Origin of the sequence: Mycetohabitans sp. B3, from assembly GCF_021498065.1 — a bacterium.
In the GTDB taxonomy this organism is placed as follows: domain Bacteria; phylum Pseudomonadota; class Gammaproteobacteria; order Burkholderiales; family Burkholderiaceae; genus Mycetohabitans.
The window spans coordinates 1-23,297 of record NZ_JAHLKN010000037.1 but is presented as its reverse complement, the minus strand read 5'-3'; the positions used below and the strand labels follow the sequence as shown (position 1 = coordinate 23,297).

The following is a 23,297-nucleotide window of genomic DNA, read 5'->3' as shown; positions in this document are numbered from 1 at the left end:
TCTGCTGACAGTGATGCGCCAACGCCGATGTTTGCCGACAGCGACGTGCCGACGCACGGGTGGCCGGCACTGGCCTTGATCGATGCCGCCGCACGCCGCTTGGCCGCTGGCGAACTAGTTGCGTTCCCGACCGAGACAGTGTACGGGTTAGGCGCGGATGCCCGCAATCCACAGGCCGTGGCGCGCATCTACGCAGCTAAGGGGCGGCCCGCGACTCATCCCGTCATTGTCCATTTGGCACCAGGTGACGATCCCGGTGGCTGGGTCCGCACGCTGGGTTCGGAGGCGCGCCGCCTGATCGATGCATTTTGGCCCGGGCCATTAACGTTAATCCTGAAGCGGGCCGACGCGATCCCGGATGCGGTGAGCGGCGGGCAGGACTCGATCGGGCTGCGATGTCCGTCGCACCCGGTGGCGCAGGCGTTGTTGCGCGCGTTCTCCGACTTGCAGCACGGCCACGGCGGTGTGGCGGCGCCGTCCGCGAACAAGTTCGGCCATGTGAGCCCGACGACCGCGCAGCATGTACGCGACGAGTTTGGCGACAGCGTGCACGTACTGGACGGTGGCGCATGCGATGTCGGCATCGAGTCGACGATCATCGACCTGTCGCGTGACTTTCCGGCGCTGCTGCGCCCTGGGCGGATCACGCCGCAACAGATCGCCGACGTGCTGGGCGCGCCGCCGCGGCTGCCCGACGGCAGCGATGCCACGGTGCCGCGCGCCTCGGGCACGTTGAAAGCTCACTATGCGCCGCGTACGCCGCTCGCGTTGCTGCCGCTCGAAGCAATCCTGTGCGAGGTCGCCGCCCATGCGCCGCATGAACGACTGGCGGTCATCGCGCGCGCCGGCCTGCCACAAGCCGAGGCGTTGCGTGCGCGGCCCAACTTGCAGTTCGTCGCCGCGCCCGACGATCCGCACGTGTATGCGCGCGAACTGTACCGGATGCTGCGCGAACTGGATGGCGCGAACGTGCTGCGTATTTTCATCGAGCCATTGCCGGCCACCGCGGAATGGGCAGCGGTCAACGACCGGCTGCAGCGCGCGGCGGCGGCGTTCGAAGCTGGCGTCTGACACGAACAGAGCGGGCGTGGCCCGGTCGGGCGCCCCATCGCTGTCGATGCGTGGCTTGTGCGCGTTACCGGGCAATCACTTGCCGATGCCGTGCGCCGCGATCTGCTGCTGCGCGAATTGCGCGAACAACTGATGGGTGCGGGTCGTCGGGTGGATCTGGTCGGCGAACATATAGGTCTGGTCTGCGTTCTGCTCGGTGTAGCTGTCCGGCGCGCACAGCAGCGACGTGCCGTACGAGGCCGGGTTGGGCACGCCGGCCTGTTGCGCCGACGCGACCATTTGGGCCAAATTGCATGCGGTGCCGTTGGCGCCGACCTTGAATCCATTGGCTCGGTAATTGGCCGCTAGGTTGGTGATCCACGAGAATACGTCGAGCTGGATCACCTTCTGGCCGATGCCGCCTTGCGTGAGCGCCGCCTTTAGCGCGGTGTTGAAGCCGGCCGACAGTTGCGTGAGCCCGGTGCCGCCATCGGCGCTGGACACACCGAGCGGCGTCACGCCGATGTTGGGTAGATTCGCGACGACCACCTTGGTTGCGCCGGCCTGCAGGATCTGGCCGACTACCTGGGCGAGCGTGAGGGCCGCCGTCGTGATGCTCTGTATCGCCGTGGCCTGCGTGATCTGGCCGGCCGCCAGCGCTTGCGCGTTGCCCAGCACATCGTTGGCCCCGGCCTCGACGAGCACTAACTGTTTGCTGTTGAAGCTGCCGTGCGCCTGCAAGTAGGCGCTGACCTGCCAAGTGACGGGCTCGGCCGTCATGCTGGCGCTGGTGGTCGAACCACTGGTATTGACCGTGGCCGCACCTTGCGCGTAATCCAAGCCGCCCGCCGCGGTCAGCGGCACGCCGAAGCCTGCGTTGAACGCCGGCGTGAGCGTATCGCCGTAGTATTGCGCGACGTTCTGCGCCCACACCTGCCCAGGATTTGTCGTGAAGCGGCCGCCGCCCAATGCGAGCGGGCCGGCAGCGCTCGTGCTGGTCACCGCATAGGTGCCGGCATCGGACAGGCTGTCGCCGAACGTGACCACTTGCAGCCGGATGTCTCCCGCCGGAGTCTGCGTCGATGGGTCGCCGCTGGTGCCGGCGCCGCACGCGGCGAGCAGCGCGAATACGGTACAGGCGATCGCTGTGCGCACGAAGCGCTGCAACGTGTTTTTCTGATTCTTCATTGAGTCTCCTCGTACGGTTGGTTGTGCTACCAGGCCGGATAGGCCGTAAGCGGCTGCACGCCGCGCGCTTGCCAAGCCGACCTCGCGGCGGATCATGTCGATACGGATAACGAAACGTTACCTGGGCGCTGGCAGTAGCCCAATGGCGTCGAATCGCATCCGCGTCCTCCGATATTCGTCTCGAGCGGCATGGCACCGCTCGTGCATTGTCATTGCTGTGCCGGGCGTGGGCGCACCGGCGCTACGTCCCGCTGGAGCCGTCTGAGCGGTCACAGTGAGAACGGATCAAGAGTACACCGACTCTAATCGCCGCTTACGTCTGTCGGCTAGAGGCTTTATTCAATGCGACACGTCCAACCTCGCATGCCGTCATGCCGTTAGGGTTTTTCTGGATGTTTGAAACACGGCATCGGCCGGCGGGCGTTACCGGGCGTGTTGGTATACCCATTCGAGCAGGGCATCATGTGCCTGCCGCGCGGCGGCGGCGCGTGGATCGTTGATAAAGCTCACCACCACGTAGCTTTTGCCGTTCGCGGCGGCGACATAGCCGGCAATCGCGCGCACGTCGCGCAATGTGCCAGTCTTGATCCGTGCATTGCCGCCCACCGGCGCTCCGGTGAGCCGGTGACGCATCGTGCCGTCGACGCCGGCAATGGGCAGCGACGCGACAAAGGCCTGCGCGACAGGGCTGGCGTTGGCCGCCACCAGCAGCTTAGCCATCGAGGCTGCGCTGACGTACTCGTTGCGCGACAAGCCGGAGCCATTGTCCAGTTGCAACTCGGGCATCGCCAGCCCACTCTTGGCCAGAAAATCGCGGATGACTTGTGCGCTGCGCGCGGGCGTGGACGGCACCGGCGGGGCGAGCGTGACGGGGATGTGCGATGCAATCGGGCGCGCGCCGACTGCGCCGATCGACAGGAATAGGTTGCGCGTCATCGTGTTGTTCGACAACTTATTGATGTCGTTCACGATCGTCGATAGTTCAACCCCGCGATGGGTCGCCACTAGCTGCGCGTTGGACGGCGTTGCACCGTCACGCACTTTGCCGGTGAAGGTGCCTCCGGTTTGCTTCCACAGCGCTAGGAAACCACCGGCAAAAAAGCTCGAGTGATCCAGTGCGGCCATGTTGACGGTACGTGCGCCGCAGCGCGTCGGATAGTCGCCGCTGAACACCGCTTGCACGATGCCTTGCGGCGTCGGCGTGATAGCCGGGGTCACACTTTGCAGCACGCCAGTGCACGCGCCGCGCGTCTTGCGCAACTGGTTGACGATTTTCAGTTGCGCGAGCGCAGGCGTCACGTCGATGGCCACGTCACCGTTCGGCGACGGGTTCAGCTTAAACGACAGCGACTTGAATGCATACAGCAGTGGATCCGGGCCGACGTTGTACGGCGAGTCGGTGTTGTTGTCGAACGCGGGCAGGTTATGTGTGGATGCGTCAAACCATCGCTTGTCCAAGACCAGATCGCCGTCCAGCGTGGTGATGCCTTGTTTGTGGATCTTGTCCACCAGGTCGATCAACTCCTCCGGCACGAGCTTTGGATCGCCAGTGCCTTGAATGTACAGGTTGCCGTGCAGTATGCCGGAGGCGTCGATGCTGCCGTCTCGGTATGCGCTCGTGCGCCACCGGTAATTCGGGCCGAGGATCGACAGGCCGGCGTAGGTGGTCACCAGTTTCATCGTCGATGCGGGCAGCATACGCTTGCTCGCATTCCACGCGAGTAAAGGCTGCCTGTCGTTCACGCGCTGCACGACGACGCTGACCGACGATAGCGGCACCCGCGCACGCGCGAGCCCGGCCATCACCGGCGCGGGCAGCGGGCCGGACGGTACGTTGGCTGTGCGGCCAGCGGTCTTGCTTTTGCTGCGCTTCGTGCGGGCCTTGGCGCACGATGCGTTGGCCGCCGCATTGCGACTTGCCTTGCGAGTTACCTTGCTCTTAGCCCGCCATCCCTTGGTTTGGGGCTTCGCGTCGGCGAAGGCCGGCGTGGGCACGCTTGGCAGTGCAATCCATGCTGCACACGCGAGCATCGCAGCCAGCCACTGGCGGCGTGATCGCTGCGTCGCATCACCCATTTGTCGCGGGAGGGTCGTGACGCGCGCAGCGCCCTGGCGGACATCGCCGTTACGGCTGCGCAATCGGACAACGGACAGGATAGAGCGGGCGAAGCCCGGGCGGGTGAAGCGGCCAAAGAAAGCGAACGGATACGGAAGCATAGAGAAGCGCGAGCGATAGAAACGCGCTGACGCCGACATGGCGGCCGGTTGCGCGCGAAGCGCTCATTGTAGTGACAATGGGACAGGTCGACGGCGCTACGATCAAAATTCGACACGGGACAGCAATGCGCCGGACCGGTGTGGCGACAAGGATAGAATGTGCGTATGACTCAATTGTGGATGGACGAACGGTCGGCACCATGCGTGTTTTACTCGTCGAAGATGACCCGATGATCGCTGAAGGTGTGCGCAAGGCGCTGCGTGCGGACGGCTGGGCAGTGGATTGGGTCCAGGACGGCGCAGTGGCGATCCTGGCCGCTGACGGCGAGCCGTACGACCTGATGCTGCTCGACCTCGGATTACCTCAGCGCGATGGACTGGATGTGCTCAAGACGGTTCGCGCTAAAAAACATGCGCTGCCAGTGCTGATCGTGACCGCCCGTGACGCGGTAGCCGATCGCGTCAAGGGGCTCGACGCGGGCGCGGACGACTATCTGGTCAAGCCGTTCGATCTGGACGAGCTTGGCGCCCGCATGCGGGCCCTGGTGCGCCGCCAGGCCGGTCGGACCGAGACAGTGATCCGGCACCGCGGCTTGACGTTGGATCCGGCCGCGCGCGAGGTCACACTCGATGGCGTGCCTGTTGCGTTGTCCGCGCGCGAGTACGGGTTGCTCGAGGCGCTGCTGGCGCGGCCTGGCGCGGTGCTCTCCAAGAGCCAGCTTGAGGAAAAAATCTATGGCTGGGGCGAGGAGATTGGCAGCAATACGGTCGAAGTCTATATCCATTCGCTGCGCAAGAAGCTTGGCGCGGAACTGATCCGCACCGTGCGCGGGCTGGGCTACATGATGCCGAAGGCGTGACGCGGGCTGATGAATTCGATTCGCCGACAACTGCTGTTCTCGCTAATTACGGTGCTGCTGGCGGGCTTTGGCCTGGCAGGCTGGCTCACCTTTCGGCAGGCCCGGGCCGAAGCCAATGAATTGTTTGACTTCCAATTGCAGCAAACTGCCGCGGCGTTGCCATCGGAGCCGTTCAGCTCCGCGTTCGGTGCGGGCGATCCGGAAAGCGGCGGTGTCGTGATCCAGATCTGGAGCCGCGAGGGCGTGCAGCTGTACTACTCGCACCCGCGCGCGCCCCTCGCGCCGCATGCCAGGCTGGGCTTTTCGACCGAACACACGTCGGGTGGCGACTGGCGGGTCTACAGCGCGGTGGTGGGCGACAATGTCGTGCAACTCGCTCAACCGATGAGCGTGCGCAGCCGGCTGGCGGCGGAAGTGGCGCTGCGCACGCTGTGGCCTTCGCTGATGCTGTTGCCGCTGCTGGGCGTGGCCGTCTGGCTGGTCATCGGCCGCGGGCTGAAGCCATTGCGCCGCGTGGCGCTTGCGTTGGACACGCGGCAGCCGGACGCGCTCGACCCGCTGCCGGACCAGCGGCTGCCCAACGAGGTGCAGCCGCTGGTGCGCGCGCTCAACGGATTGCTCGAGCGGCTGGCGCATGCGCTGGATACGCAGCGCGCGTTTGTCGCCGATGCCGCACACGAGTTGCGCACGCCGCTGGCCGCGTTGCAGATCCAGGTGCAGCTGCTGGAGCGCGCGCGGGACGACGCGGCGCGGCGGGAGGCGACAGCGGACCTGAGGCATGGGGTCGAGCGCGCGACGCGGCTGGTCGAGCAATTACTGGCGCTCGCGCGTGCCGAGCCCGCCGCGGACTGCGCCAGCGCAGGGGCACCCGTGTCGTTGCGTGCGGTGGTCGAGGACAGCGTGCGCGCGTACACGACGCTCGCCGCGCAACGCGGCGTGGATCTGGGCATGGACGCCGCCGCGGACGCGACCGTATCCGGCGACGCCGATGCGTTGCGCATGATGATCAGCAACCTAGTTGACAACGCGGTCAAGTACACGCCGCGGGGCGGGCGCGTCGACGTGTCGATCGATGTCGACGGCGCTGGCCGGCCGCGCGTGCAGATCGTCGATACCGGGCCCGGCATTCCGGCATCGGAGCGTGCGCGCGTGTTCGATCGATTCTATCGGATGCCGGCACGTGATGAGTCGCTTGCACAGATCTGCGGCAGCGGGTTGGGCCTGGCCATCGTGCGTGGTGTCGCGCAGCAGCACGGTGCGTTATTGCAGTTGGACGACGGTCCGGGCGGACGCGGATTGCGCGTTAGCGTCACCTTTGCGCGGCACTCGGGCGGCGCGCGCGAAGCTACCTCGGCTCCGATGTGACGAGACATAAAAAGCGTTGATGTAACCAACGTTTACCGGCTGCTTTGTGTTTTGCCGGAACCGTCTGCCGTTGATCGGGTCGGTAAAATAGGGGAGCCGTGTGCGCGGCGCGCCGCGGATCCGCCGTCCTTGAACCAGCCTAGGAAAGGAGTGACACGATGAAAAACTGCCATCGAATGGGGCTTGCCATGCTGGCGACCGGCTTACTCGGGGTCACCGGCTTTGCCACGCGGGTCGCGGCGCAGGACAACAACGGCTTGCCGCCGGTCAGCACGCAGGGCGAGGTCAGCTATACGTCGGGCGGTGTCGGATTGGACGAGTCGCAGGCGTTGCGCCGCGAGGCGCCGCATTGGCCGCTCACGTTGCGGTTCACTGGCTCGCGCGGCGAATACCTGGCCGACGTACAGGTGACCATCACGCGGGCGGGCGGCCAGGCCGTGCTCGATACGATTTCGCAGGGTCCGTACATGCTGGTCAAGCTCGCGCCCGGACGCTACACGGTACGCGCGCAGTATGAGGGCACGGCGCAAACGAAGTTGATCAAGCTGCAGCGCCATGCGACGCTCGCGTTCCGCTGGTCGCAGCCGTAAGCGCGGCGCGGTCGGCGGCGTGCCGCACGATATGCGGCAGCGCAATTTTGCCGATAATAGGTGCCACGGTTGCAACTGTGTGGCTGTGGCGCCTTGACGGAGGTTCAGATGGGTGTATCGTCAGACGAACATCCGATCACTATCGTCAGTAATCCGCACCGCGTTCGCATTATCCAACAAGGTGTCACTTACGCGGACACGCTGCACGCGCTTACGCTTCAGGAGACCGGCCTGGCACCGGTCCAATACTCGCCGCGCGCGGACGTGAACATGGCGCGGCTGATGCGATCGGAGCATCGTACCCCTTGCCCGTACAAGGGCGACGCAAGTTATTTTCATCGGAGAACCGAGGATGGCGTTGTCGAGAACGCGGCGTGGAGCTACGAAGAACCGTTCGATGCGCCGCTGCGCGCAACGCGGCGATGGGCCGAACCGGACACGTAAGACGCTGTACCGGAGCCGGTAAGCGCGTCAGCGGGGCGTGGTGAGCGCTGCCGGGCTGCGCAGCATCGCGAAACCACTGTCCGCGATGCGCTCCGCTTCCTGCTCCAGCGCGATTGACGTATGGTCAAGCAGCCAATCGCGCAGGATGCCGCCGAAGAACGCGTGCAGCAACTGTGCGCCGCGCCGCGGATCGAACTCGGCGGACAATTGGCCCTTGGCCATTGCATTGCGCAGCCCGATCTCCAGCCGCGCACGGCCATCGCGGGTCGCGTTGCGGTGACGCTCCAACACGGGGCCCATATCCTCCGTGTATTCGCATTTCGTGAACAGGATTTCGAAAACCCGCCGGCTGCGGGGATTTTGTGCGGCATCGCGCAGGCAGAACACGAATACGTCGCGGAGTTTGCCAAGCGGATCCTGTTCGCGCGAGTCGACGGTGGCTTCGACCAACGTTTCCATGGGTAGCGTGACCCGATCGACCATCGCGGTGAATAAGTCGGCCTTGTTTTTGAAGTGCCAGTAGATCGCGCCGCGCGTCAATCCGGCTGCCACGGCGACATGCGCGAGTGACGTGCGCGCCACACCCCGTTCAAAAAATACTATTTCGGCCGCGTCGAGAATGTGGTTGCGCGTCTCGAGCGCTGCTTCCTTGGTCCTTCTCATGGTCTCGTTGCTGCAAGCGCTGTTGCGCAAATTGCAGGGCCGGCACGAGCGGCCCGGGTGAATTGCACACAATGTGGGCCGGTGTGCAATGAATGACTTTAGAATGTTACGGTAATATACATTCAGCAATGAATGTATATACAATAGCACTCGTTGATCGTCAGGCCAACCGGCGTTTTCCTCCGGATTGCACGACACGCCGGGTACGGTTGCTGATCGGCGCGCGCGGATAAAGTGAAGCTCACCGCGTGCTCCCGCCGTATGCAACTTAGACGGTGCATTTTCGGTTCCGGGCGCCGCAGTATTTGCGCACGGCCTGTGATCAGGCGTCGGCAGACGCGACCCGGCAGTTCTAGGCGCGGGGTCCTTCCAATTCTTAGCCACAGTCAGATACAGAGGTGCGTTCCATGCGCGTCGATTGGGTTCGAGTACGTTTTTTCCCCGTTACCGCGGCGACCGCGGTAGCCACAGCTTTGATGCTTGCCGGATGCGGCAAGAAGCCGGTCGCTCCACCAGCGCAAGTACCCGAAGTCGGCGTGGTGACGGTGGAGCCCAAACCGGTGCCGGTGATCACCGATTTGCCCGGGCGCACCAGTGCGTACCTCGTCGCACAGGTGCGCGCGCGCGTGGACGGCATTGTGCAGCGCCGCGAATTCACCGAGGGTAGCGAGGTCAAGGCCGGCCAGCGGCTGTACAAAATCGACTCGGCGCCGTACGAGGCCGCGCTCGCCAGCGCGAAGGCGTCGCTCGCCAAAGCGCAAGCCAATCTCGCATCGACCCGTGCTCAGGCGGAGCGCTTCAAGGTGCTGGTTGCCTCAAACGCGATCAGCAAGCAGGACTACGACAATGCGGTGGCCGCCGAGCGGCAGGCCGAGGCGGATGTCGCGGCCGGCAAGGCGTCGGTGCAGACAGCTGCCATTAATCTGGGCTATACCGACGTGGTATCACCGATTAACGGCCGCATCGGTTTGTCCGTCGTCACGCCGGGCGCATACGTGCAGGCGAACCAGGCCACGCTGATGGCCACTGTGCAGCAACTCGATCCGATGTATGTCGATCTGACCCAATCGAGCGCTGATGGTTTGCGGTTGCGGCGCGAGATCCAGGAGGGGCGCTTGCGCACTCAGGGCTCGAACAGCGCGAAAGTTCAGCTGATGCTCGAGGACGGCACGTTTTATCCAATCGAAGGCAAGCTGCAGTTTGCTGACGTGACGGTTGACCAGTCCACCGGCTCAGTCATCCTGCGGGCATTATTTCCAAACCCGGATCGCGTGCTGCTGCCCGGTATGTTTGTGCGCGCGCGCATCGTCGAAGGGGTGAACGAGCGGGCAATTGTTGTGCCGCAGGTCGGTATCACGCGCGACCAGAAAGGCATGCCGACCGCGTTGGTGGTCGGCCTGGACAACAAGGTCACACTGCGCCAGCTGGTTACTAGCCGAACTCATGGCGCGAACTGGATTGTCGAGAGCGGCCTGAACCCGGGCGAGCGCGTCATCGTGCAGGGCACCGAAAAGGTGCGCCCGGGTGCAACCGTCAAGCCGGTGCCCGCGCAACTGCCGCCCGAAATGACAGCGAGCCCGTCGCCCGGCGGGGCGTCGGCCGCATCCGGCGTGCAGCCCGCCGCGCCCCGCAAGGCCAGCCAGGCCGCCGCGAGTGCGAGCGCGCCGGCCGATGCAAGCGCTGCGCAATAATCCGAGGAGCATCGCTTCATGGCCAAATTCTTTATTGATCGCCCGATCTTTGCTTGGGTGATCGCGATTATTTTGATGCTGGCAGGGGTCGTGTCGATCTTCCAGTTGCCAGTCGCGCAGTATCCAACGATTGCGCCGCCGGCGATTCAGGTCAGCGCGAACTATCCGGGCGCATCCGCGAAAACGGTTGAGAATACCGTCACGCAGGTCATCGAGCAGCAAATGAGTGGGCTGGACCACTTGCTGTATCTGTCATCCACCAGCGACGACTCCGGTAGCGCGACGATCACGCTCACGTTTGCACCAGGCACGGATCCGGACATTGCACAGGTCCAGGTGCAAAACAAGCTGCAGCTGGCTACGCCACTGCTGCCACAAGTGGTGCAGCAGCTCGGCACAAAGGTGACGAAATCGAGCAGCAGTTTCCTGCTGGTCATGGCGTTCGTGTCGAAAGACGGCGGCATGTCGAAGTACGACCTCGCAAACTATGTTGCCTCGAAAGTGCAGGATCCGATCAGCCGGATCGATGGCGTTGGCACGGTTACGCTGTTCGGTTCACAGTATGCGATGCGCATCTGGCTCGATCCGACTAAGTTGACGAACTACAGCCTGACGCCGATCGACGTACAGCAGGCGTTGCTGACGCAAAACGTACAGGTCGCTGGCGGCCAGCTTGGCGGCACGCCTGCGAAGCCCGGGCAGATGTTGCAGGCAACCATCACGGAGGCCACGCTGCTTAATACGCCGGAGCAATTTGGCAACATTTTATTAAAAGTGAACCCAGACGGTTCACGCGTGCGGTTGAAGGACGTCGCACGCGTGGAGCTTGGCGGTGAGAACTACAATTTCGATACCAAGTACAACGGTCAGCCGACGGCGGGCTTCGGCATTCAGCTGGCCACTGGCGCGAACGCGCTGGCCACGGCCAAGGCGGTGCGCCAGAAGATCGACGAGTTGTCGAAGTACTTCCCGCAGGGGCTGGTCGTCGAATACCCGTATGACACGACGCCGTTCGTGAAGCTGTCGATCGAGGAAGTGGTCAAGACGCTGCTCGAGGGCATCGTGCTGGTGTTCTTGGTCATGTACCTGTTCCTACAGAATCTACGCGCGACTGTAATCCCGACGATCGCGGTGCCGGTGGTGCTGCTCGGCACGTTCGCGATCATGAACGCAGCGGGCTTCTCGATCAACGTGCTATCGATGTTCGGCCTGGTGTTGGCGATCGGATTGCTGGTGGACGATGCGATCGTGGTGGTGGAAAACGTCGAGCGGGTGATGGCCGAGGAGGGCCTGTCGCCACGCGAGGCGACGCGCAAGGCAATGGGGCAGATCACCGGCGCGCTGATTGGCGTGGCGCTCGTGTTGTCGGCCGTGTTCGTGCCGGTGGCGCTGTCCAGTGGCTCAGTGGGCGCGATTTACCGGCAGTTCTCGCTGACCATCGTCTCCGCGATGGTGCTGTCGGTGCTGGTCGCGTTGATCCTGACGCCGGCGCTGTGCGCGACGATCCTCAAGCCGATTCCGGCCGGCCATCACGAGGCGAAGACCGGCTTTTTCGGCTGGTTCAACCGCACGTTCGACCGCAGCCGCGACAAGTACCACGACGGCGTGCAGCATGTTATCCGACGCTCCGGCCGCTGGCTCATGATCTACTTGGCCGTGATCGTTGCAGTGGGGCTGCTGTTTATGCGGCTGCCGACTTCGTTCCTGCCCGATGAGGACCAAGGCACGATGTTCGTGCTGGTGCAGGCGCCGTCCGGCTCCACGCAGGAGCGTACCGCCAAGGTGCTGCAAGACGTGCAGCACTACCTGCTGCAGGACGAAAAGGATATCGTCGAGTCGGTGTTCACTGTTAACGGCTTCAGCTTCGCGGGCCGCGGGCAAAACTCCGGGCTGGTCTTCGTCCGCATGAAGGACTACTCGCAGCGCCTTGCGTCGAATCAGAAGGTACAGGCGCTGGTGCAGCGCACGTCCGCTCACTTCGCGTCGTATAAGGATGCGATGGTGATTCCGGTCAATCCGCCGTCGATTCCGGAGCTTGGCACCGCATCGGGCTTTGATTTTGAGCTGCAGGATCGGGGCGGGCTTGGCCACGAGAAACTGATGGAGGCGCGCAACCAGTTGCTTGGCATGGCCGCGAAGGATCCAACGCTCGCGCTGGTGCGTCCGAACGGGCTGAACGACATGCCGCAGTTCAAGATCAACATTGATCGTGAAAAGGCGCAGGCGCTGGGCGTGTCTGCATCTTCGATCGACCAGACGTTCTCGATCGCGTGGGCATCGCAGTACGTCAACAACTTCCTCGACACCGATGGCCGGATCAAGAAAGTGTATTTGCAGTCGGATGCGCCGTTCCGGATGAATCCGGAGGACTTGGCGAACTGGTACGTGCGCAGCGCGTCGGGCACGATGGTGCCGTTCACGTCAATCGCCACCGGTAACTGGACCTTCGGCTCGCCAAAGCTGGAGCGCTACAACGGCATCTCGGCAGTCGAGATCCAGGGCCAGGCTGCACCGGGCAAATCCACCGGCCAGGCGATGGCGGCGATGGAGGCGATTGCCGCGAAGCTGCCCGCCGGCATCGGCTTCGAATGGACCGGTTTGTCGTTCCAAGAGCGCCAGTCGGGGTCGCAGGCGCCGATCCTGTACGGGATCTCGATCCTTGTCGTGTTCCTGTGCCTGGCGGCGCTGTACGAAAGCTGGTCGATCCCGTTCGCCGTGATCCTGGTTGTGCCACTTGGGGTGATCGGCGCCCTGTTGGCGGTGACGTTGCGCGGGCTGGAAAACGACGTGTTCTTCCAGGTGGGCCTGTTGACCACGGTGGGCTTGTCCGCGAAGAATGCGATCTTAATTGTCGAATTTGCCCGCGAGCTGCAGCAGAAGGAAGGCATGAGCGCGATGGCCGCGGCGATGAAAGCGGCGCGCCTGCGGTTGCGTCCGATCCTGATGACCTCGCTAGCGTTCATCCTCGGCGTGTTCCCACTCGCAGTGAGCAACGGTGCGGGTTCGGGCAGCCAGCACGCGATTGGCACGGGCGTGATCGGCGGGATGCTGACCGCAACGTTCCTGGCGATTTTCATGATCCCCATGTTCTATGTTGTGATCCGCGATCGTTTTGGCTCGGACAACAAGCCGGCGGGTGAGCCGACGCCGTCACGCATCGAAGGTAACGGCTCGAACCAGCAAGGGCATTGATATGAAACCGATGAGCAAGCTTCCCATCGCCGTGGCCGTTGCCGCGCTGGTATCGGCGTGCACATTCCAGCCGAAGTACGAGCGTCCAGCGCCGCCCGTTGCGTCGACGTTTCCGCAGAGCGGTGTCTATGCGACGCAGCCGCGTGTAGCGCCTGGCCAGCAGGGCGCCAACGGTGTGGCCGCTGCTGATATCGGCTGGCGCGAATTGTTCAACGATCCGCGCTTGCAGCGACTGATTGAGTTGTCGCTGCACAACAACCGGGATCTCGCGGTCGCGGTCTTGAAGGTGCAGCAGGCCGCCGCGCAGTATCGCGTGACCCGCGCGGACCTGCTTCCAACACTGGACGCGGTAGGCAGCGAGACCAAGACGCGTACGCCGAGGAATTTGTCGTCCTTTGATCGCACGATCAGCAACCAGTATTCGGTTGGTTTGTCGGCGTCATGGGAGATCGACTTCTGGGGCCGCTTGCGTAGCCTAAAGGATCAGGCGCTCGCACAGTACCTGGCGACCGCCCAGGCGCGTAAAGCTGCTGAGATCCTGCTGGTGTCGCAGGTTGCTGACCGATACCTGACGGTATTGGCCGCGGACGAGCAACTCGCGCTCACGCAGCGCACGCTTGATACCGCGAACGCATCGTATAACCTGGCGAAACTGCAGTTCGACACCGGTATCGGCTCCGAACTCGATCTGCGTCAGTCGCAGGGGATCGTCGAGCAGGCGCGTGCCAACCTGCAGGCGCAGCAGCGCGTGCGCGCGCAGGCCGAAAATGCCCTCGTGCTGCTGGTCGGCCAGCCGCTGCCGGAAGACCTGCCGGCCGGCCTGCCGCTGAACGCACAGAGTCTGCTCGCGGACATCCCGGCCGGGCTGCCGTCAGATCTGCTCACGCGCCGTCCGGACGTGATGGAGGCCGAACAGAGATTGCTGGCGGCCAATGCAAATATCGGCGCCGCGCGTGCCGCGTTCTTCCCGAATATCTCGTTGACCGGCAACTTCGGTACGCTGTCGCCGACACTGGGTGGGCTGTTCAAGCCGGGATCGGCTGCCTGGGGATTTACGCCGAAGATCGATTTGCCGATTTTCGAGGGTGGGTTGAACGTCGCGAATCTGCAATTGGCCGACGTCGGCAAAAAAATTGCGATCGCGCAGTACGAGAAGGCGATCCAAACTGCATTTCGCGAAGTGGCCGATGGCCTGGCCGCGCGCGGCACGTATGATCAGCAAATCCAGTCGCTGGACCGCTATGTGGCCTCGCAGCAACGGCGGCTTGAGCTGTCCGAGTTGCGTTATCGCAATGGCGTTGACAGCTATCTGAATGTGCTGACTGCACAAACCGACCTCTATGGCGCTCAGCAGTCGCTAATTTCGGCGCGGTTGAACCGGCTGACGAATCTCGTCGACCTATATCAATGCCTCGGCGGTGGTTGGCTGCAGCACACCGGCGATACCCCGCGGCCGGCTGACGCGGCGGCGGCGTTGGGTGCGGCGAGCACGCCAGTGACGGTGTCAGCGAGCGACGGTTAAGCGCGATGCGCGTGACGTTCGTTGGCGTCCCGCAGTCGCCCCCAATCGTCCTGGACCGGCTTTCGCAGGACACGGCGGGAGGGCGTTGCGAGTGCGCGCGGTCATGGCTGCGTGCGGTGGCGCGCATTCGCTTCGAAGGAGACTGTCATCTATGAGCGTCGGCCTGAACTCCCACCAACGCTGGCTCGCGTTGATGATACTCTGTCTCGGCGTGCTAATGATCGTGCTCGACACGACAATCGTCAACGTCGCCCTGCCGTCGATCCGTGCCGATCTCGGCTTCACGGAAACCACACTGGTGTGGGTCGTCAACGCCTACATGCTGACCTTCGGTGGTTTCCTGCTGCTGGGCGGACGGCTCGGCGACCTATACGGTCACCGCCGCGTATTCCTGGCCGGCATCACATTCTTCACACTCGCGTCGCTTGCGTGCGGGCTGTCGACGACGCAGCACGCGCTGGTCGCCGCGCGAGCGGTGCAAGGCCTGGGCGGGGCGGTGGTGTCCGCGGTGTCGCTGTCGCTAATCATGAACCTGTTTACCGAAGCGGGCGAGCGAGCGCGCGCGATGGGAGTGTACGGCTTTGTATGCGCCGGCGGTGGCAGCATTGGCGTGCTGCTTGGCGGCTTGCTGACAAGCGTGTTGAGCTGGCACTGGATTTTTCTGGTCAATCTACCGATCGGCATCGCGGTCTATGGGCTGTGCGCGGTATGGCTGCCATCGCGCCGCGCCGACGCGCTGCCGGCACGCTTGGACATCGGCGGCGCCATCACCGTGACCGCCTCGCTGATGTTGGCCGTCTACGCGATCGTGAACGGTAACCAGGCCGGTTGGTTGTCGCACACGACGCTCGGGTTGATCGCATTGGCCGTTGCACTACTTATCGGTTTCATTGTCGTCGAGGCGCGGGTGCGCGCGCCGCTGATGCCGCTCGGGTTGTTCCGCCTGCGTAACATCGCAGTCGCGAATCTGGTCGCCGTGTTGTGGGCCGCAGCCATGTTCGCCTGGTTCTTCCTCTCCGCGCTATATATGCAGCGCGTGCTCGGCTATAACCCCCTCGAGGTGGGGCTCGCGTTCCTGCCGGGGAACCTGATCATGGCGTTTTTCTCGCTGGGGTTGTCAGCCCGGCTGATCATGCGCTTCGGAATCCGCCGTCCGCTCGGCGTCGGCTTGCTGGCTGCGGCGCTTGGATTGGCGCTGTTTGCACGCGCGCCGGTGGACGGCGGCTTCCTGCTGGACGTGCTGCCCGGCATGGCGCTGTTGGGCTTGGGCGCGGGCATTGCGTTCAATCCGTTGCTATTGGCCGCAATGGGCGAAGTGGATCCATCCGAATCGGGGCTCGCGTCCGGCGTGGTCAATACGGCGTTCATGATGGGGGGCGCGCTGGGACTGGCTGTGCTGGCCAGCGTCGCGGCGGCACGTACCGACGCGCTGGCCGCGTCCGGCACCGTGGCGCAGGCTGCGCTCAACGCCGGGTATCACGTCGCGTTTGGCATCGGTGCATTATTTGCGTTGTTGGCCGGCGTGCTTGGATCCACACTGCTGCGCGTCAAGTCGCCCGCGCCCGACGTCCAGTCGGCGCTGACCGATTGATCGCAGCCCGGCCGGACAGGATGCTGCCGCGCTCAGAATGCGTAGCGGCCGACGATGAACAGCAGGTTGCCCGCGTTGATGCTGCCCAAGTGCGGTATGAACGTACCCATCACCGAAGCGCGCCGGTATGTATCGGATTGACGCGACCGGCGTCGCGAGTGGGAACGGCACGTAGTGCAGCACGTCGCTGCGTGCAGTGATGGCTGCGATGAAGCCCCCGCCGGCCGCTCATGTTGTGCTGATCGTTGGTTGGCCGCAAGTAATGTGAGCCGCCGCTGACGAACCGAGAGTTGGGCCGATGATGGCTAGCAGGGCGGGATGTCGATTGCAAGTCGTTACAGCGGGCGCCGCCACCGTACCAACAGGCTGGTGCCGTACGCGATGGCGGACAGCGAGGTGATCCAGAAGCTCGTCGGCCAGTCGGTGTAGAACGCCAGCGTGATGCCGCTCCATGCCTGCGTGAGCGCAAGCAGGGCCGCACACGCGACGCCGGCGCCGATCCGCGTGGTGAGATTCTGCGCGGCAGCGGCCGGCCCTACCATTAGCGTGAATACGAGCAGCACGCCGACGATTTGTGTGCATTGCGCGACCGCGATGGCGACAACCGCCAGGAACAGCACCGATACGGCGCGCAGCGACACGCCTTTGGCCTCAGCTAACTCGGGCTGCAGGCTCGAGAAAATCAGCGGCCGTGCGATTGCCGCTAACGCGGTAAGGGCCAGCAGCGCCAGCCAGGCGAGCGATGCCAGCACGCTGGTGCTCACGCCCAGCACGTTGCCGAACAACAGCGTGGTGACCTGCGTCGCATAGGCAGTGAAGAAATGCAGGAACAGCAAGCCGGCGCCGAGCGACAACGACAGCGTGATACCGATGGCGACGTCGCGTCCAGACAGGCGTTCGCCGAGCGCGCCCATCGCAATGCCGGCCGCGACCGTGAAGCCGATCATGCCCCACAGCGGCGAGACGCCGAGCAGCGCGGCGCCGGTGGCGCCGGTGAAGCCGACATGCGACAGCGCATGTCCCGCAAAGGTCTGCTGGCGCATCACCAGAAAGAAGCCGACGATGCCGGCGACGATCGCGACGATACCGGATGCCGCGAACGCGTTGATCATGAACTCGTATTCAAACATCGTGTGTTCCGCGGCGCGCGAGGGGGTGGTCGGGCTGGCGTGCCATCGACAGGTGATCAGAGCCAGGGTCCGACGCAGCGCTATGCTGATGGCTGTGGCTGTGGCCGCCGTCATCTTCGTGCGCGTGATCGCGCTTCTCGATTTCCACGCCGCCGGACATCACAAAGATCCGTCCGGCAAGTCGCATGACGTCGATCGGCGCGCCATATAACCGTGACAGTACCGGTGGCGTGATGACCTCGTCGACGGTGCCGAGCGCGGCGAGGCCGTTGCCCAGGTAGAGCACGCGGTCGATCGCGTTGAGTAGTGGATTGAGTTCATGGGCGCTGAACAGCACGGTGATGCCCAATTGGCGCTGTACCCGCCGCACCAACTCGGTGACGCCGGCTTGGTGGTTCGGATCCAAGCTGATCAGCGGTTCATCCAGCAATAGTAATCGGGGCTGGCCGAGCAGGCATTGCGCGAGCAGCAGGCGCTGGCGTTCGCCGCCCGACAGTTCGGCGAGGGGCCGATCAGCCAGCGCCGACGCGCCGACGATCGCCAGTGCGTCGTCCACCGCTCGGCGGGTGCGGCTGCGGGCCAGCGTGATTCCCCAGCGGTGCCCGTTGACCGCGCATGCTACAAAGTCCCGGCCGGACAGGCGCCGCGCCGCCGGTGTGCTGCGCACCTGCGGCATGTAGCCGATCGCGGCATTGCCGCGCGTGACGGGCTGCCCGAGCACGCGTAGCGTGCCGCGGGAGGGGGGCACTAGCCCGAGCAGCGCACGCATTAGCGTGGTTTTGCCGGCACCGTTGGGACCCAGTACGCCGATGAACTCGCCGTTGTCCACCGTGAAGCTGACATCGTCGAGCAGGCGGCGTGGGCCCAATTCGAGCGTGACACGATCCAGCTCGATCGCCGGGGCAGTCATTGAGCCTGTCCTTGCAATGCCTTTTCCAAGGCGTCGAGTTGTTCCAGCATCCATTGCCGGTACGTTTTGCCGTCTGGCTCCGTTTCGGTAACGTGCACCGTCGGCACATGTGACTGCTGCGCAATCTTCAGCATCCGTTGGGTCGACGTGTCGCTGGCCTGGCTGTTGTAAATGAGCACCTTCACCTGCTGCGTCCTCAAGTCGCGCTCGAAGGCGGCGACATCGGCCGCGCTGGGCTCCGTCTCGTTCATTGCCGCAAGCTGAAAACGTTCGTTGCGCATCGTCAAGCCGATGGCCTCGGCCATGTAGCCGAACACGGGTTCCGTCGCGGTCACCGGCGCGCCTTGATAACGTTGTTTCAATGCTGCAATTTTCTCATCGATTGGCTTGAGCGAGTCGATAAATTGCGTCAGTCGGATGGCGTAGTCGGCCTTGTGCGCCGGATCCGCCTGTACGAGGAACGCACTGACCGCACGCGCCACCGCCGGCATGGTCGCGGGCAGGTACCACAGGTGCGGATTGTCGCCCGGCTTCTTGCCCACCAGCTCGGCGGCGACGATCTCGGTGCGCGCCTGGCGGTTTGCGCGCGCGCCGGCGAGCAACTTGGGCAGCCATGGATCGTAGTTCGCGCCGTTGTAGACGACCAGTTGCGCGGAGGCGAGCGCGCGCGCGGTTTTGGGGCTGGCTTCGAACAGGTGCGGATCCTGCTCGGGGTTGCTCAGAATGCTGGTGACCGACACATGCGGGCCGCCCAGCGCCTGGACCAGTTCGCCATAGAAGTTTTCGGCTGCGACGACTTGAATCGTCTGGGAGGCCGCAGCGCGTGCGGGTGCGGCGGTCAATAGCGGCAGGCACAGGGCGATCGATGTGGCAACGGTTGCGACAAGGCGTTTCATCAAACGGCTCCGGATAGGTCCGCGACGCGGCGGACCGGGATCGACGAAAGGCCCGCTCCGACAGCGACCGGGCGCGGGCGTGCTGGCGTCATCGCACGAGAATAGATGATATAACATAACAGCGCACCGCCGCCGCTCACCCTCGTATCGGGGGCCGTGGCCAGCGTATTTCGGGGGACGTCGAGGCTGAACAAAACGATGGCTTCTGTTATCGTCCCAAACATGCAAACGATTCTTTCCGTATCCAACCTTTCGAAGACGTATGCGTCTGGGTTCCAGGCGCTGCACGACATCAACCTCGATATCCGGCGTGGCGAAATCTTCGCACTGCTCGGGCCGAACGGCGCGGGCAAGACGACGCTGATCAGCATTATCTGCGGTATCGTCAATCCGAGCGCGGGCCGCGTGACGGTCGACGGCCATGACATCATCACCGATTATCGCGCCGCGCGCGCGACCATTGGGCTGGTGCCGCAAGAGTTGACCACTGACACGTTCGAATCGGTCTGGGGCACGGTCTCGTTCAGCCGCGGCCTGTTCGGCAAGCCGGCCGATCCTGCGCATATCGAAAAAGTGCTCAAGGCGCTGTCGCTCTGGGACAAGAAGGACAACAAGATCCGCACGCTGTCCGGCGGTATGAAGCGGCGCGTGATGATTGCCAAGGCGCTGTCGCACGAGCCGCGTATATTGTTTCTAGATGAGCCGACCGCAGGCGTGGACGTCGAGTTGCGGCGCGACATGTGGCGACTCGTGCGCTCGTTGCGCGACAGCGGCGTGACGATTATCCTGACCACGCACTATATCGATGAAGCGGAGGAGATGGCCGATCGCATCGGCGTGATCCGCAACGGCGAGATCATTCTCGTCGATCAGAAGACCGAGTTGATGCGCAAGCTCGGCAAGAAGCAACTCACGCTGCAACTGCACATGCCGCTGCAGCGCGTCCCGCAGCAGCTTGCTGCATACCGGCTTGAGCTGGCGCGCGGCGGCAACGAGCTAATCTACACTTATGACGAGCGTGCTGAGCACGCGGGTATCATCGAGTTGCTGCGCGCGCTGGATGACGCGAATATCGCGTTCAGGGACTTGCAGACGACGCAAAGCTCGCTGGAGGACATCTTCGTGAGCCTCATGCAAGAGCGCCGCGAACCATCACGACAGGAGGCGCTGTGATGAACGTGTATGCGATCCGTGCGATCTATCGCTTCGAGATGGCGCGTACCTGGCGCACGCTGATGCAGAGCATCGTGTCGCCAGTGATTTCAACGTCGCTGTATTTCATCGTGTTCGGTGCGGCCATCGGCTCGCGTATCCAGCATGTCAACGGCGTGAGCTACGGGGCATTCATCGTGCCCGGACTGATCATGCTGTCGCTGCTCACGCAAAGCATCTCGAATGCCTCGTTCGGCATCTACTTTCCGCGTTTCACCGGGACGATCTACGAGCTGCTGTCCGCGCCGGTGTCGTACGTCGAGATCGTGATCGGCTATGTTGGTGCGGCCGCGACCAAGTCGATCATGCTGGGACTGATCATTTTCGCGACGGCCCACTTGTTCGTGCCGGTCCAGGTCAACCATCCGGGTTTCATGCTGTTGTTTCTGCTGCTGACCGCGTTCACATTCGCGCTGTTCGGCTTCATCATCGGCGTGTGGGCCGACAACTTCGAGAAGCTACAGGTCGTGCCGTTGCTGATCATCACGCCGCTAACGTTTCTCGGCGGCAGCTTCTATTCGATCGACATGCTGCCGCCGTTTTGGCGCACGGTGGCACTGTTTAACCCAGTCGTGTATCTGGTCAGCGGATTTCGCTGGAGTTTTCAGGGCGAGGCCGAGGTGAGCATCGGCGTCTGCCTGGGCGTGACGATCTCATGCCTGGCGCTGTTTATGGCGATCGTCGCGTGGATCTTCAAGACCGGGTACCGCCTGAAGAGCTGAGCATGCCGGCGCCAGCTTTGCGTGCTTCGCGAATCCGAATCCTGTAGCGAGGCTGCGCGTGGCGTGCCTGCGCACGGCTGGTGCCGGACCAAACCTTGATCATCGAACCCCCGTCGTAAAAATCCGCCGTAGCGTAGCGCGGCGGTAACGGGGCAGGGAGTGCCACCGCCGAGGAAATCGACAGTTTGACCGGCAAACTACGAAGATTTGTTTTCCTGAACGGTGGGCGCTGCCAATGCGTTAAGCGCTTCGCTCAGATGACCGAATCCCACGGTGCGGAAAGCCGCATCGCGCAGTTGATGATGCCGACCATCGAGTAGGTCTGTGGGAAGTTGCCCCACATCTCGCCGGTGACCGGGTGCGTGTCTTCTGATAGCAATCCGAGGTGATTGCGCGCCGCCAGCATCGCTTCGAAGATCGCGCGCGCGTCTTCACGACGGCCGATCCTAGCCAGCGCGTCGATGCGCCAGAATGTGCAGATGTTGAACGCGGTTTCCGGCTTGCCGAAGTCGTCCGGTGCTTCATAGCGCCGCATGTAGGGCCCGTCGCACAGCGAGCGCTCGAGCGCTTCGACAGTGGATACGAAGCGTGGATCCTTCGGGTCGATCATGTTGACTTCGGCCATCAGCAGCACACTCGCGTCCAGATCCTGGCCGCCGACACTTTCAGCGAACGCGCCGCGCGCCTCATTCCACGCGTTATTCAGCAAGTATTCGCGGATCGCGTCGGCGCGCCCGCGCCACAGCATCTCGCGCTCGGGCAGCCTGAGCGTATGCGCGATCTTTGCGAGCCGGTCGCAAGCGGCCCAGTTCATCAGCACCGACGACGTATGGATGCGCGCGCGCGAGCGCAGCTCCCACATGCCGGCATCCGGCTTTGTATAGATTCGATAGGCATTTTCGCCGACGGCTTCCAGGTGCTCGAACTCGAACAGGCCGGCCGGGCGTATTAGGCGCCGGTCATGGAAAGCCTGCGTCGCACCCAGGATGATGTTGCCGTACACATCGTGCTGGAAGTGCTCGTGCGCCTGGTTGCCCACGCGCACCGGCGCGTGGTCGCGGTATCCGCCCAAATGCTCGACGATCGACTCCGGCAGCGACGCTTCCAGGCCGATGCCGTACAGCGGTTTGATATGTCCGCCCTTGGAGCGCAGCACGATGTTGCGCAGCCAGCGCAGGTAGTCCTCCATCGTGCCGACCTCGGACAGACTGTTCAGCGCACGTACGACGAAGAACGCATCGCGCAGCCAGCAATAGCGGTAGTCCCAGTTGCGGCTGCTGCTCGGTGCCTCTGGGATGCTGGTGGTCATCGCGGCGATGATCGCACCGGTATCCTCGAACAGCGACAGCTTCAGCGTGATCGCCGCGCGAATCACCGCATCCTGCCACTCCAGCGGTATCGCGAGCCGGCCAGTCCACGTGCGCCAGTATTGGATCGTGTCCTGCTCGAAATCGCGCGCGGTGTTCTCGATGCCTGTGGCAAGCGTCTCGTCCGGTCCGAGGATGAAGTTGACCTCGCGATCGAGCAGGAACTGCTGTTCCGCGACGATGTAGGACAACGGCGCGTCGGTCGTGAGTCGCAGCGTTTGCGCGGGGCCGACATAGCGGATGTGGTGGCTGCCGTGCGTGATCGCCGGTGGCAGCCGGCCCCAGTCAAAACGCGGGCGCAGCCGTACCGTGATGCGCACCGCGCCTTGCAGCGGCTTCACGCGGCGCACCATCGTCGTGGGGCGGAAATAACGCCCGCGCGAGTAGAAGCGCGGCGCGAAGTCGGTGATCTCGATACCCTGTCCGTTCGTGTCGTACAGGCGCGTGCGCAGCACTGCGGTGTTCGGCTCGTAGAACTGCTCGCCACGCGCATAGTTCTCGAGTTCGATGCTCCACAGGCCGGCGTGGTCCGAGGTGTCGATCAGTGCGTTGAAGACCGGATCGCCATCAAAGCGCGGCAGACAGCTCCAGACAACGCAGCCCATCCTGTCGATCAGCGCGCTGAACGCACAATTGCCGATGACGCCGACATCGAGCGAGCGATGGGGGGCGGCACGGGGGGGGGAG

General features: G+C 63.8%; 18 protein-coding genes and 1 pseudogene. 11 read left to right on the top strand and 8 right to left on the bottom strand.

Annotated features, from left to right (window positions below; all coding sequences use genetic code 11):
- Positions 1–27: 27 nt before the first annotated feature.
- Positions 28–1,071 (top strand): L-threonylcarbamoyladenylate synthase, encoded by a 1,044-nt coding sequence (locus KQH55_RS11610; protein WP_235091128.1) that lies wholly within the window; start codon positions 28–30, stop codon positions 1,069–1,071.
- Between the two features lie 75 nt (positions 1,072–1,146).
- Here KQH55_RS11610 and KQH55_RS11605 read toward each other — a convergent pair whose 3' ends face one another.
- On the bottom strand, positions 1,147–2,238 hold the full coding sequence (locus KQH55_RS11605) for an SGNH/GDSL hydrolase family protein (RefSeq protein ID WP_235091048.1): 1,092 nt from the start codon (positions 2,236–2,238) through the stop codon (positions 1,147–1,149).
- Positions 2,239–2,661: 423 nt separating this feature from the next.
- Positions 2,662–4,269, bottom strand: a complete 1,608-nt coding sequence (gene dacB / locus KQH55_RS11600; RefSeq protein WP_373566392.1) for a D-alanyl-D-alanine carboxypeptidase/D-alanyl-D-alanine-endopeptidase — start codon at positions 4,267–4,269, stop codon at positions 2,662–2,664.
- A 386-nt stretch (positions 4,270–4,655) separates the two neighbouring features.
- On the opposite strand from dacB, the gene KQH55_RS11595 reads away from it, so the two are divergent.
- The 4 genes from KQH55_RS11595 (at position 4,656) to KQH55_RS11580 (ending at position 7,714) form a co-directional block, all read left to right on the top strand.
- Entirely contained in the window at positions 4,656–5,315 is a 660-nt protein-coding gene (locus tag KQH55_RS11595) for a response regulator transcription factor (RefSeq protein ID WP_076796167.1), read from the top strand.
- Between the two features lie 9 nt (positions 5,316–5,324).
- Positions 5,325–6,680 (top strand): ATP-binding protein, encoded by a 1,356-nt coding sequence (locus KQH55_RS11590; RefSeq protein ID WP_235091034.1) that lies wholly within the window; start codon positions 5,325–5,327, stop codon positions 6,678–6,680.
- Between the two features lie 158 nt (positions 6,681–6,838).
- Entirely contained in the window at positions 6,839–7,270 is a 432-nt protein-coding gene (locus tag KQH55_RS11585) for a carboxypeptidase-like regulatory domain-containing protein (RefSeq protein WP_235091032.1), read from the top strand.
- Between the two features lie 108 nt (positions 7,271–7,378).
- A complete protein-coding gene (locus KQH55_RS11580; RefSeq protein ID WP_076797263.1) occupies positions 7,379–7,714 on the top strand; it encodes a DUF427 domain-containing protein in 336 nt (111 codons plus the stop codon).
- Positions 7,715–7,741: 27 nt separating this feature from the next.
- On the opposite strand, the gene KQH55_RS11575 is transcribed toward KQH55_RS11580, so the two are convergent.
- On the bottom strand, positions 7,742–8,377 hold the full coding sequence (locus tag KQH55_RS11575) for a TetR family transcriptional regulator (RefSeq protein ID WP_076796159.1): 636 nt from the start codon (positions 8,375–8,377) through the stop codon (positions 7,742–7,744).
- Between the two features lie 407 nt (positions 8,378–8,784).
- On the opposite strand from KQH55_RS11575, the gene KQH55_RS11570 reads away from it, so the two are divergent.
- From KQH55_RS11570 to KQH55_RS11555, 4 genes are all read left to right on the top strand, one after another.
- Entirely contained in the window at positions 8,785–10,068 is a 1,284-nt protein-coding gene (locus KQH55_RS11570; RefSeq protein WP_235091029.1) for an efflux RND transporter periplasmic adaptor subunit, read from the top strand.
- Positions 10,069–10,086: 18 nt separating this feature from the next.
- Complete coding sequence (locus tag KQH55_RS11565) at positions 10,087–13,260, top strand: efflux RND transporter permease subunit (protein ID WP_076796153.1); 3,174 nt, start codon at positions 10,087–10,089, stop codon at positions 13,258–13,260.
- Between the two features lies 1 nt (position 13,261).
- On the top strand, positions 13,262–14,782 hold the full coding sequence (locus KQH55_RS11560; RefSeq protein WP_373566389.1) for an efflux transporter outer membrane subunit: 1,521 nt from the start codon (positions 13,262–13,264) through the stop codon (positions 14,780–14,782).
- Positions 14,783–14,933: 151 nt separating this feature from the next.
- Positions 14,934–16,373, top strand: coding sequence for a DHA2 family efflux MFS transporter permease subunit (locus tag KQH55_RS11555; protein ID WP_235091026.1), 1,440 nt, complete (start codon positions 14,934–14,936; stop codon positions 16,371–16,373).
- Here KQH55_RS11555 and KQH55_RS16970 read toward each other — a convergent pair.
- The 4 genes and pseudogenes from KQH55_RS16970 to KQH55_RS11540 all read right to left on the bottom strand — a co-directional run.
- Positions 16,284–16,586, bottom strand: a pseudogene (locus KQH55_RS16970) (hypothetical protein); the annotation flags it as partial. The gene KQH55_RS11555 and the pseudogene KQH55_RS16970 sit on opposite strands and share 90 nt — an antisense overlap.
- Positions 16,587–16,708: 122 nt before the next feature.
- A complete protein-coding gene (locus tag KQH55_RS11550; RefSeq protein ID WP_076796146.1) occupies positions 16,709–17,503 on the bottom strand; it encodes a metal ABC transporter permease in 795 nt (264 codons plus the stop codon).
- A complete protein-coding gene (locus tag KQH55_RS11545; RefSeq protein ID WP_235091017.1) occupies positions 17,496–18,413 on the bottom strand; it encodes a metal ABC transporter ATP-binding protein in 918 nt (305 codons plus the stop codon). The genes KQH55_RS11550 and KQH55_RS11545 overlap by 8 nt, the downstream gene beginning before the upstream one ends.
- Positions 18,410–19,426 carry a metal ABC transporter solute-binding protein gene (locus tag KQH55_RS11540; protein WP_370643008.1) on the bottom strand — a complete coding sequence of 339 codons (1,017 nt, stop codon included), beginning with the start codon at positions 19,424–19,426 and terminating at the stop codon, positions 18,410–18,412. The genes KQH55_RS11545 and KQH55_RS11540 overlap by 4 nt, the downstream gene beginning before the upstream one ends.
- A gap of 105 nt (positions 19,427–19,531) precedes the next feature.
- Between KQH55_RS11540 and KQH55_RS11535 the strand changes: the two genes are divergently transcribed.
- Entirely contained in the window at positions 19,532–20,482 is a 951-nt protein-coding gene (locus tag KQH55_RS11535) for an ABC transporter ATP-binding protein (protein WP_076786170.1), read from the top strand.
- Positions 20,482–21,243, top strand: a complete 762-nt coding sequence (locus KQH55_RS11530) for an ABC transporter permease (protein ID WP_076786171.1) — start codon at positions 20,482–20,484, stop codon at positions 21,241–21,243. Before KQH55_RS11535 ends, KQH55_RS11530 begins: the two co-directional genes overlap by 1 nt.
- 253 nt (positions 21,244–21,496) lie before the next feature.
- On the opposite strand, the gene KQH55_RS11525 is transcribed toward KQH55_RS11530, so the two are convergent.
- Positions 21,497–23,251 carry a glycoside hydrolase family 15 protein gene (locus tag KQH55_RS11525; RefSeq protein WP_235091116.1) on the bottom strand — a complete coding sequence of 585 codons (1,755 nt, stop codon included), beginning with the start codon at positions 23,249–23,251 and terminating at the stop codon, positions 21,497–21,499.
- Positions 23,252–23,297 lie beyond the last annotated feature (46 nt).

What these genes read in the sequence shown, in the direction of transcription:
- KQH55_RS11595 (WP_076796167.1), top strand. Translation starts at nt 4,656, where the DNA reads ATGCGTGTTTTACTCGTCGAAGATGACCCGATGATCGCTGAAGGTGTG.
- KQH55_RS11590 (WP_235091034.1), top strand. Translation starts at nt 5,325, where the DNA reads ATGAATTCGATTCGCCGACAACTGCTGTTCTCGCTAATTACGGTGCTG.
- KQH55_RS11535 (WP_076786170.1), top strand. Translation starts at nt 19,532, where the DNA reads ATGCAAACGATTCTTTCCGTATCCAACCTTTCGAAGACGTATGCGTCT.
- KQH55_RS11605 (WP_235091048.1), bottom strand. Translation starts at nt 2,238, where the DNA reads ATGAAGAATCAGAAAAACACGTTGCAGCGCTTCGTGCGCACAGCGATC.
- KQH55_RS11565 (WP_076796153.1), top strand. Translation starts at nt 10,087, where the DNA reads ATGGCCAAATTCTTTATTGATCGCCCGATCTTTGCTTGGGTGATCGCG.
- KQH55_RS11550 (WP_076796146.1), bottom strand. Translation starts at nt 17,503, where the DNA reads ATGTTTGAATACGAGTTCATGATCAACGCGTTCGCGGCATCCGGTATC.
- KQH55_RS11575 (WP_076796159.1), bottom strand. Translation starts at nt 8,377, where the DNA reads ATGAGAAGGACCAAGGAAGCAGCGCTCGAGACGCGCAACCACATTCTC.
- KQH55_RS11540 (WP_370643008.1), bottom strand. Translation starts at nt 19,426, where the DNA reads ATGTTATATCATCTATTCTCGTGCGATGACGCCAGCACGCCCGCGCCC.
- dacB (WP_373566392.1), bottom strand. Translation starts at nt 4,269, where the DNA reads ATGCTCGCGTGTGCAGCATGGATTGCACTGCCAAGCGTGCCCACGCCG.
- KQH55_RS11545 (WP_235091017.1), bottom strand. Translation starts at nt 18,413, where the DNA reads ATGACTGCCCCGGCGATCGAGCTGGATCGTGTCACGCTCGAATTGGGC.
- KQH55_RS11530 (WP_076786171.1), top strand. Translation starts at nt 20,482, where the DNA reads ATGAACGTGTATGCGATCCGTGCGATCTATCGCTTCGAGATGGCGCGT.
- KQH55_RS11610 (WP_235091128.1), top strand. Translation starts at nt 28, where the DNA reads ATGTTTGCCGACAGCGACGTGCCGACGCACGGGTGGCCGGCACTGGCC.
- KQH55_RS11585 (WP_235091032.1), top strand. Translation starts at nt 6,839, where the DNA reads ATGAAAAACTGCCATCGAATGGGGCTTGCCATGCTGGCGACCGGCTTA.
- KQH55_RS11570 (WP_235091029.1), top strand. Translation starts at nt 8,785, where the DNA reads ATGCGCGTCGATTGGGTTCGAGTACGTTTTTTCCCCGTTACCGCGGCG.
- KQH55_RS11555 (WP_235091026.1), top strand. Translation starts at nt 14,934, where the DNA reads ATGAGCGTCGGCCTGAACTCCCACCAACGCTGGCTCGCGTTGATGATA.
- KQH55_RS11580 (WP_076797263.1), top strand. Translation starts at nt 7,379, where the DNA reads ATGGGTGTATCGTCAGACGAACATCCGATCACTATCGTCAGTAATCCG.
- KQH55_RS11560 (WP_373566389.1), top strand. Translation starts at nt 13,262, where the DNA reads ATGAAACCGATGAGCAAGCTTCCCATCGCCGTGGCCGTTGCCGCGCTG.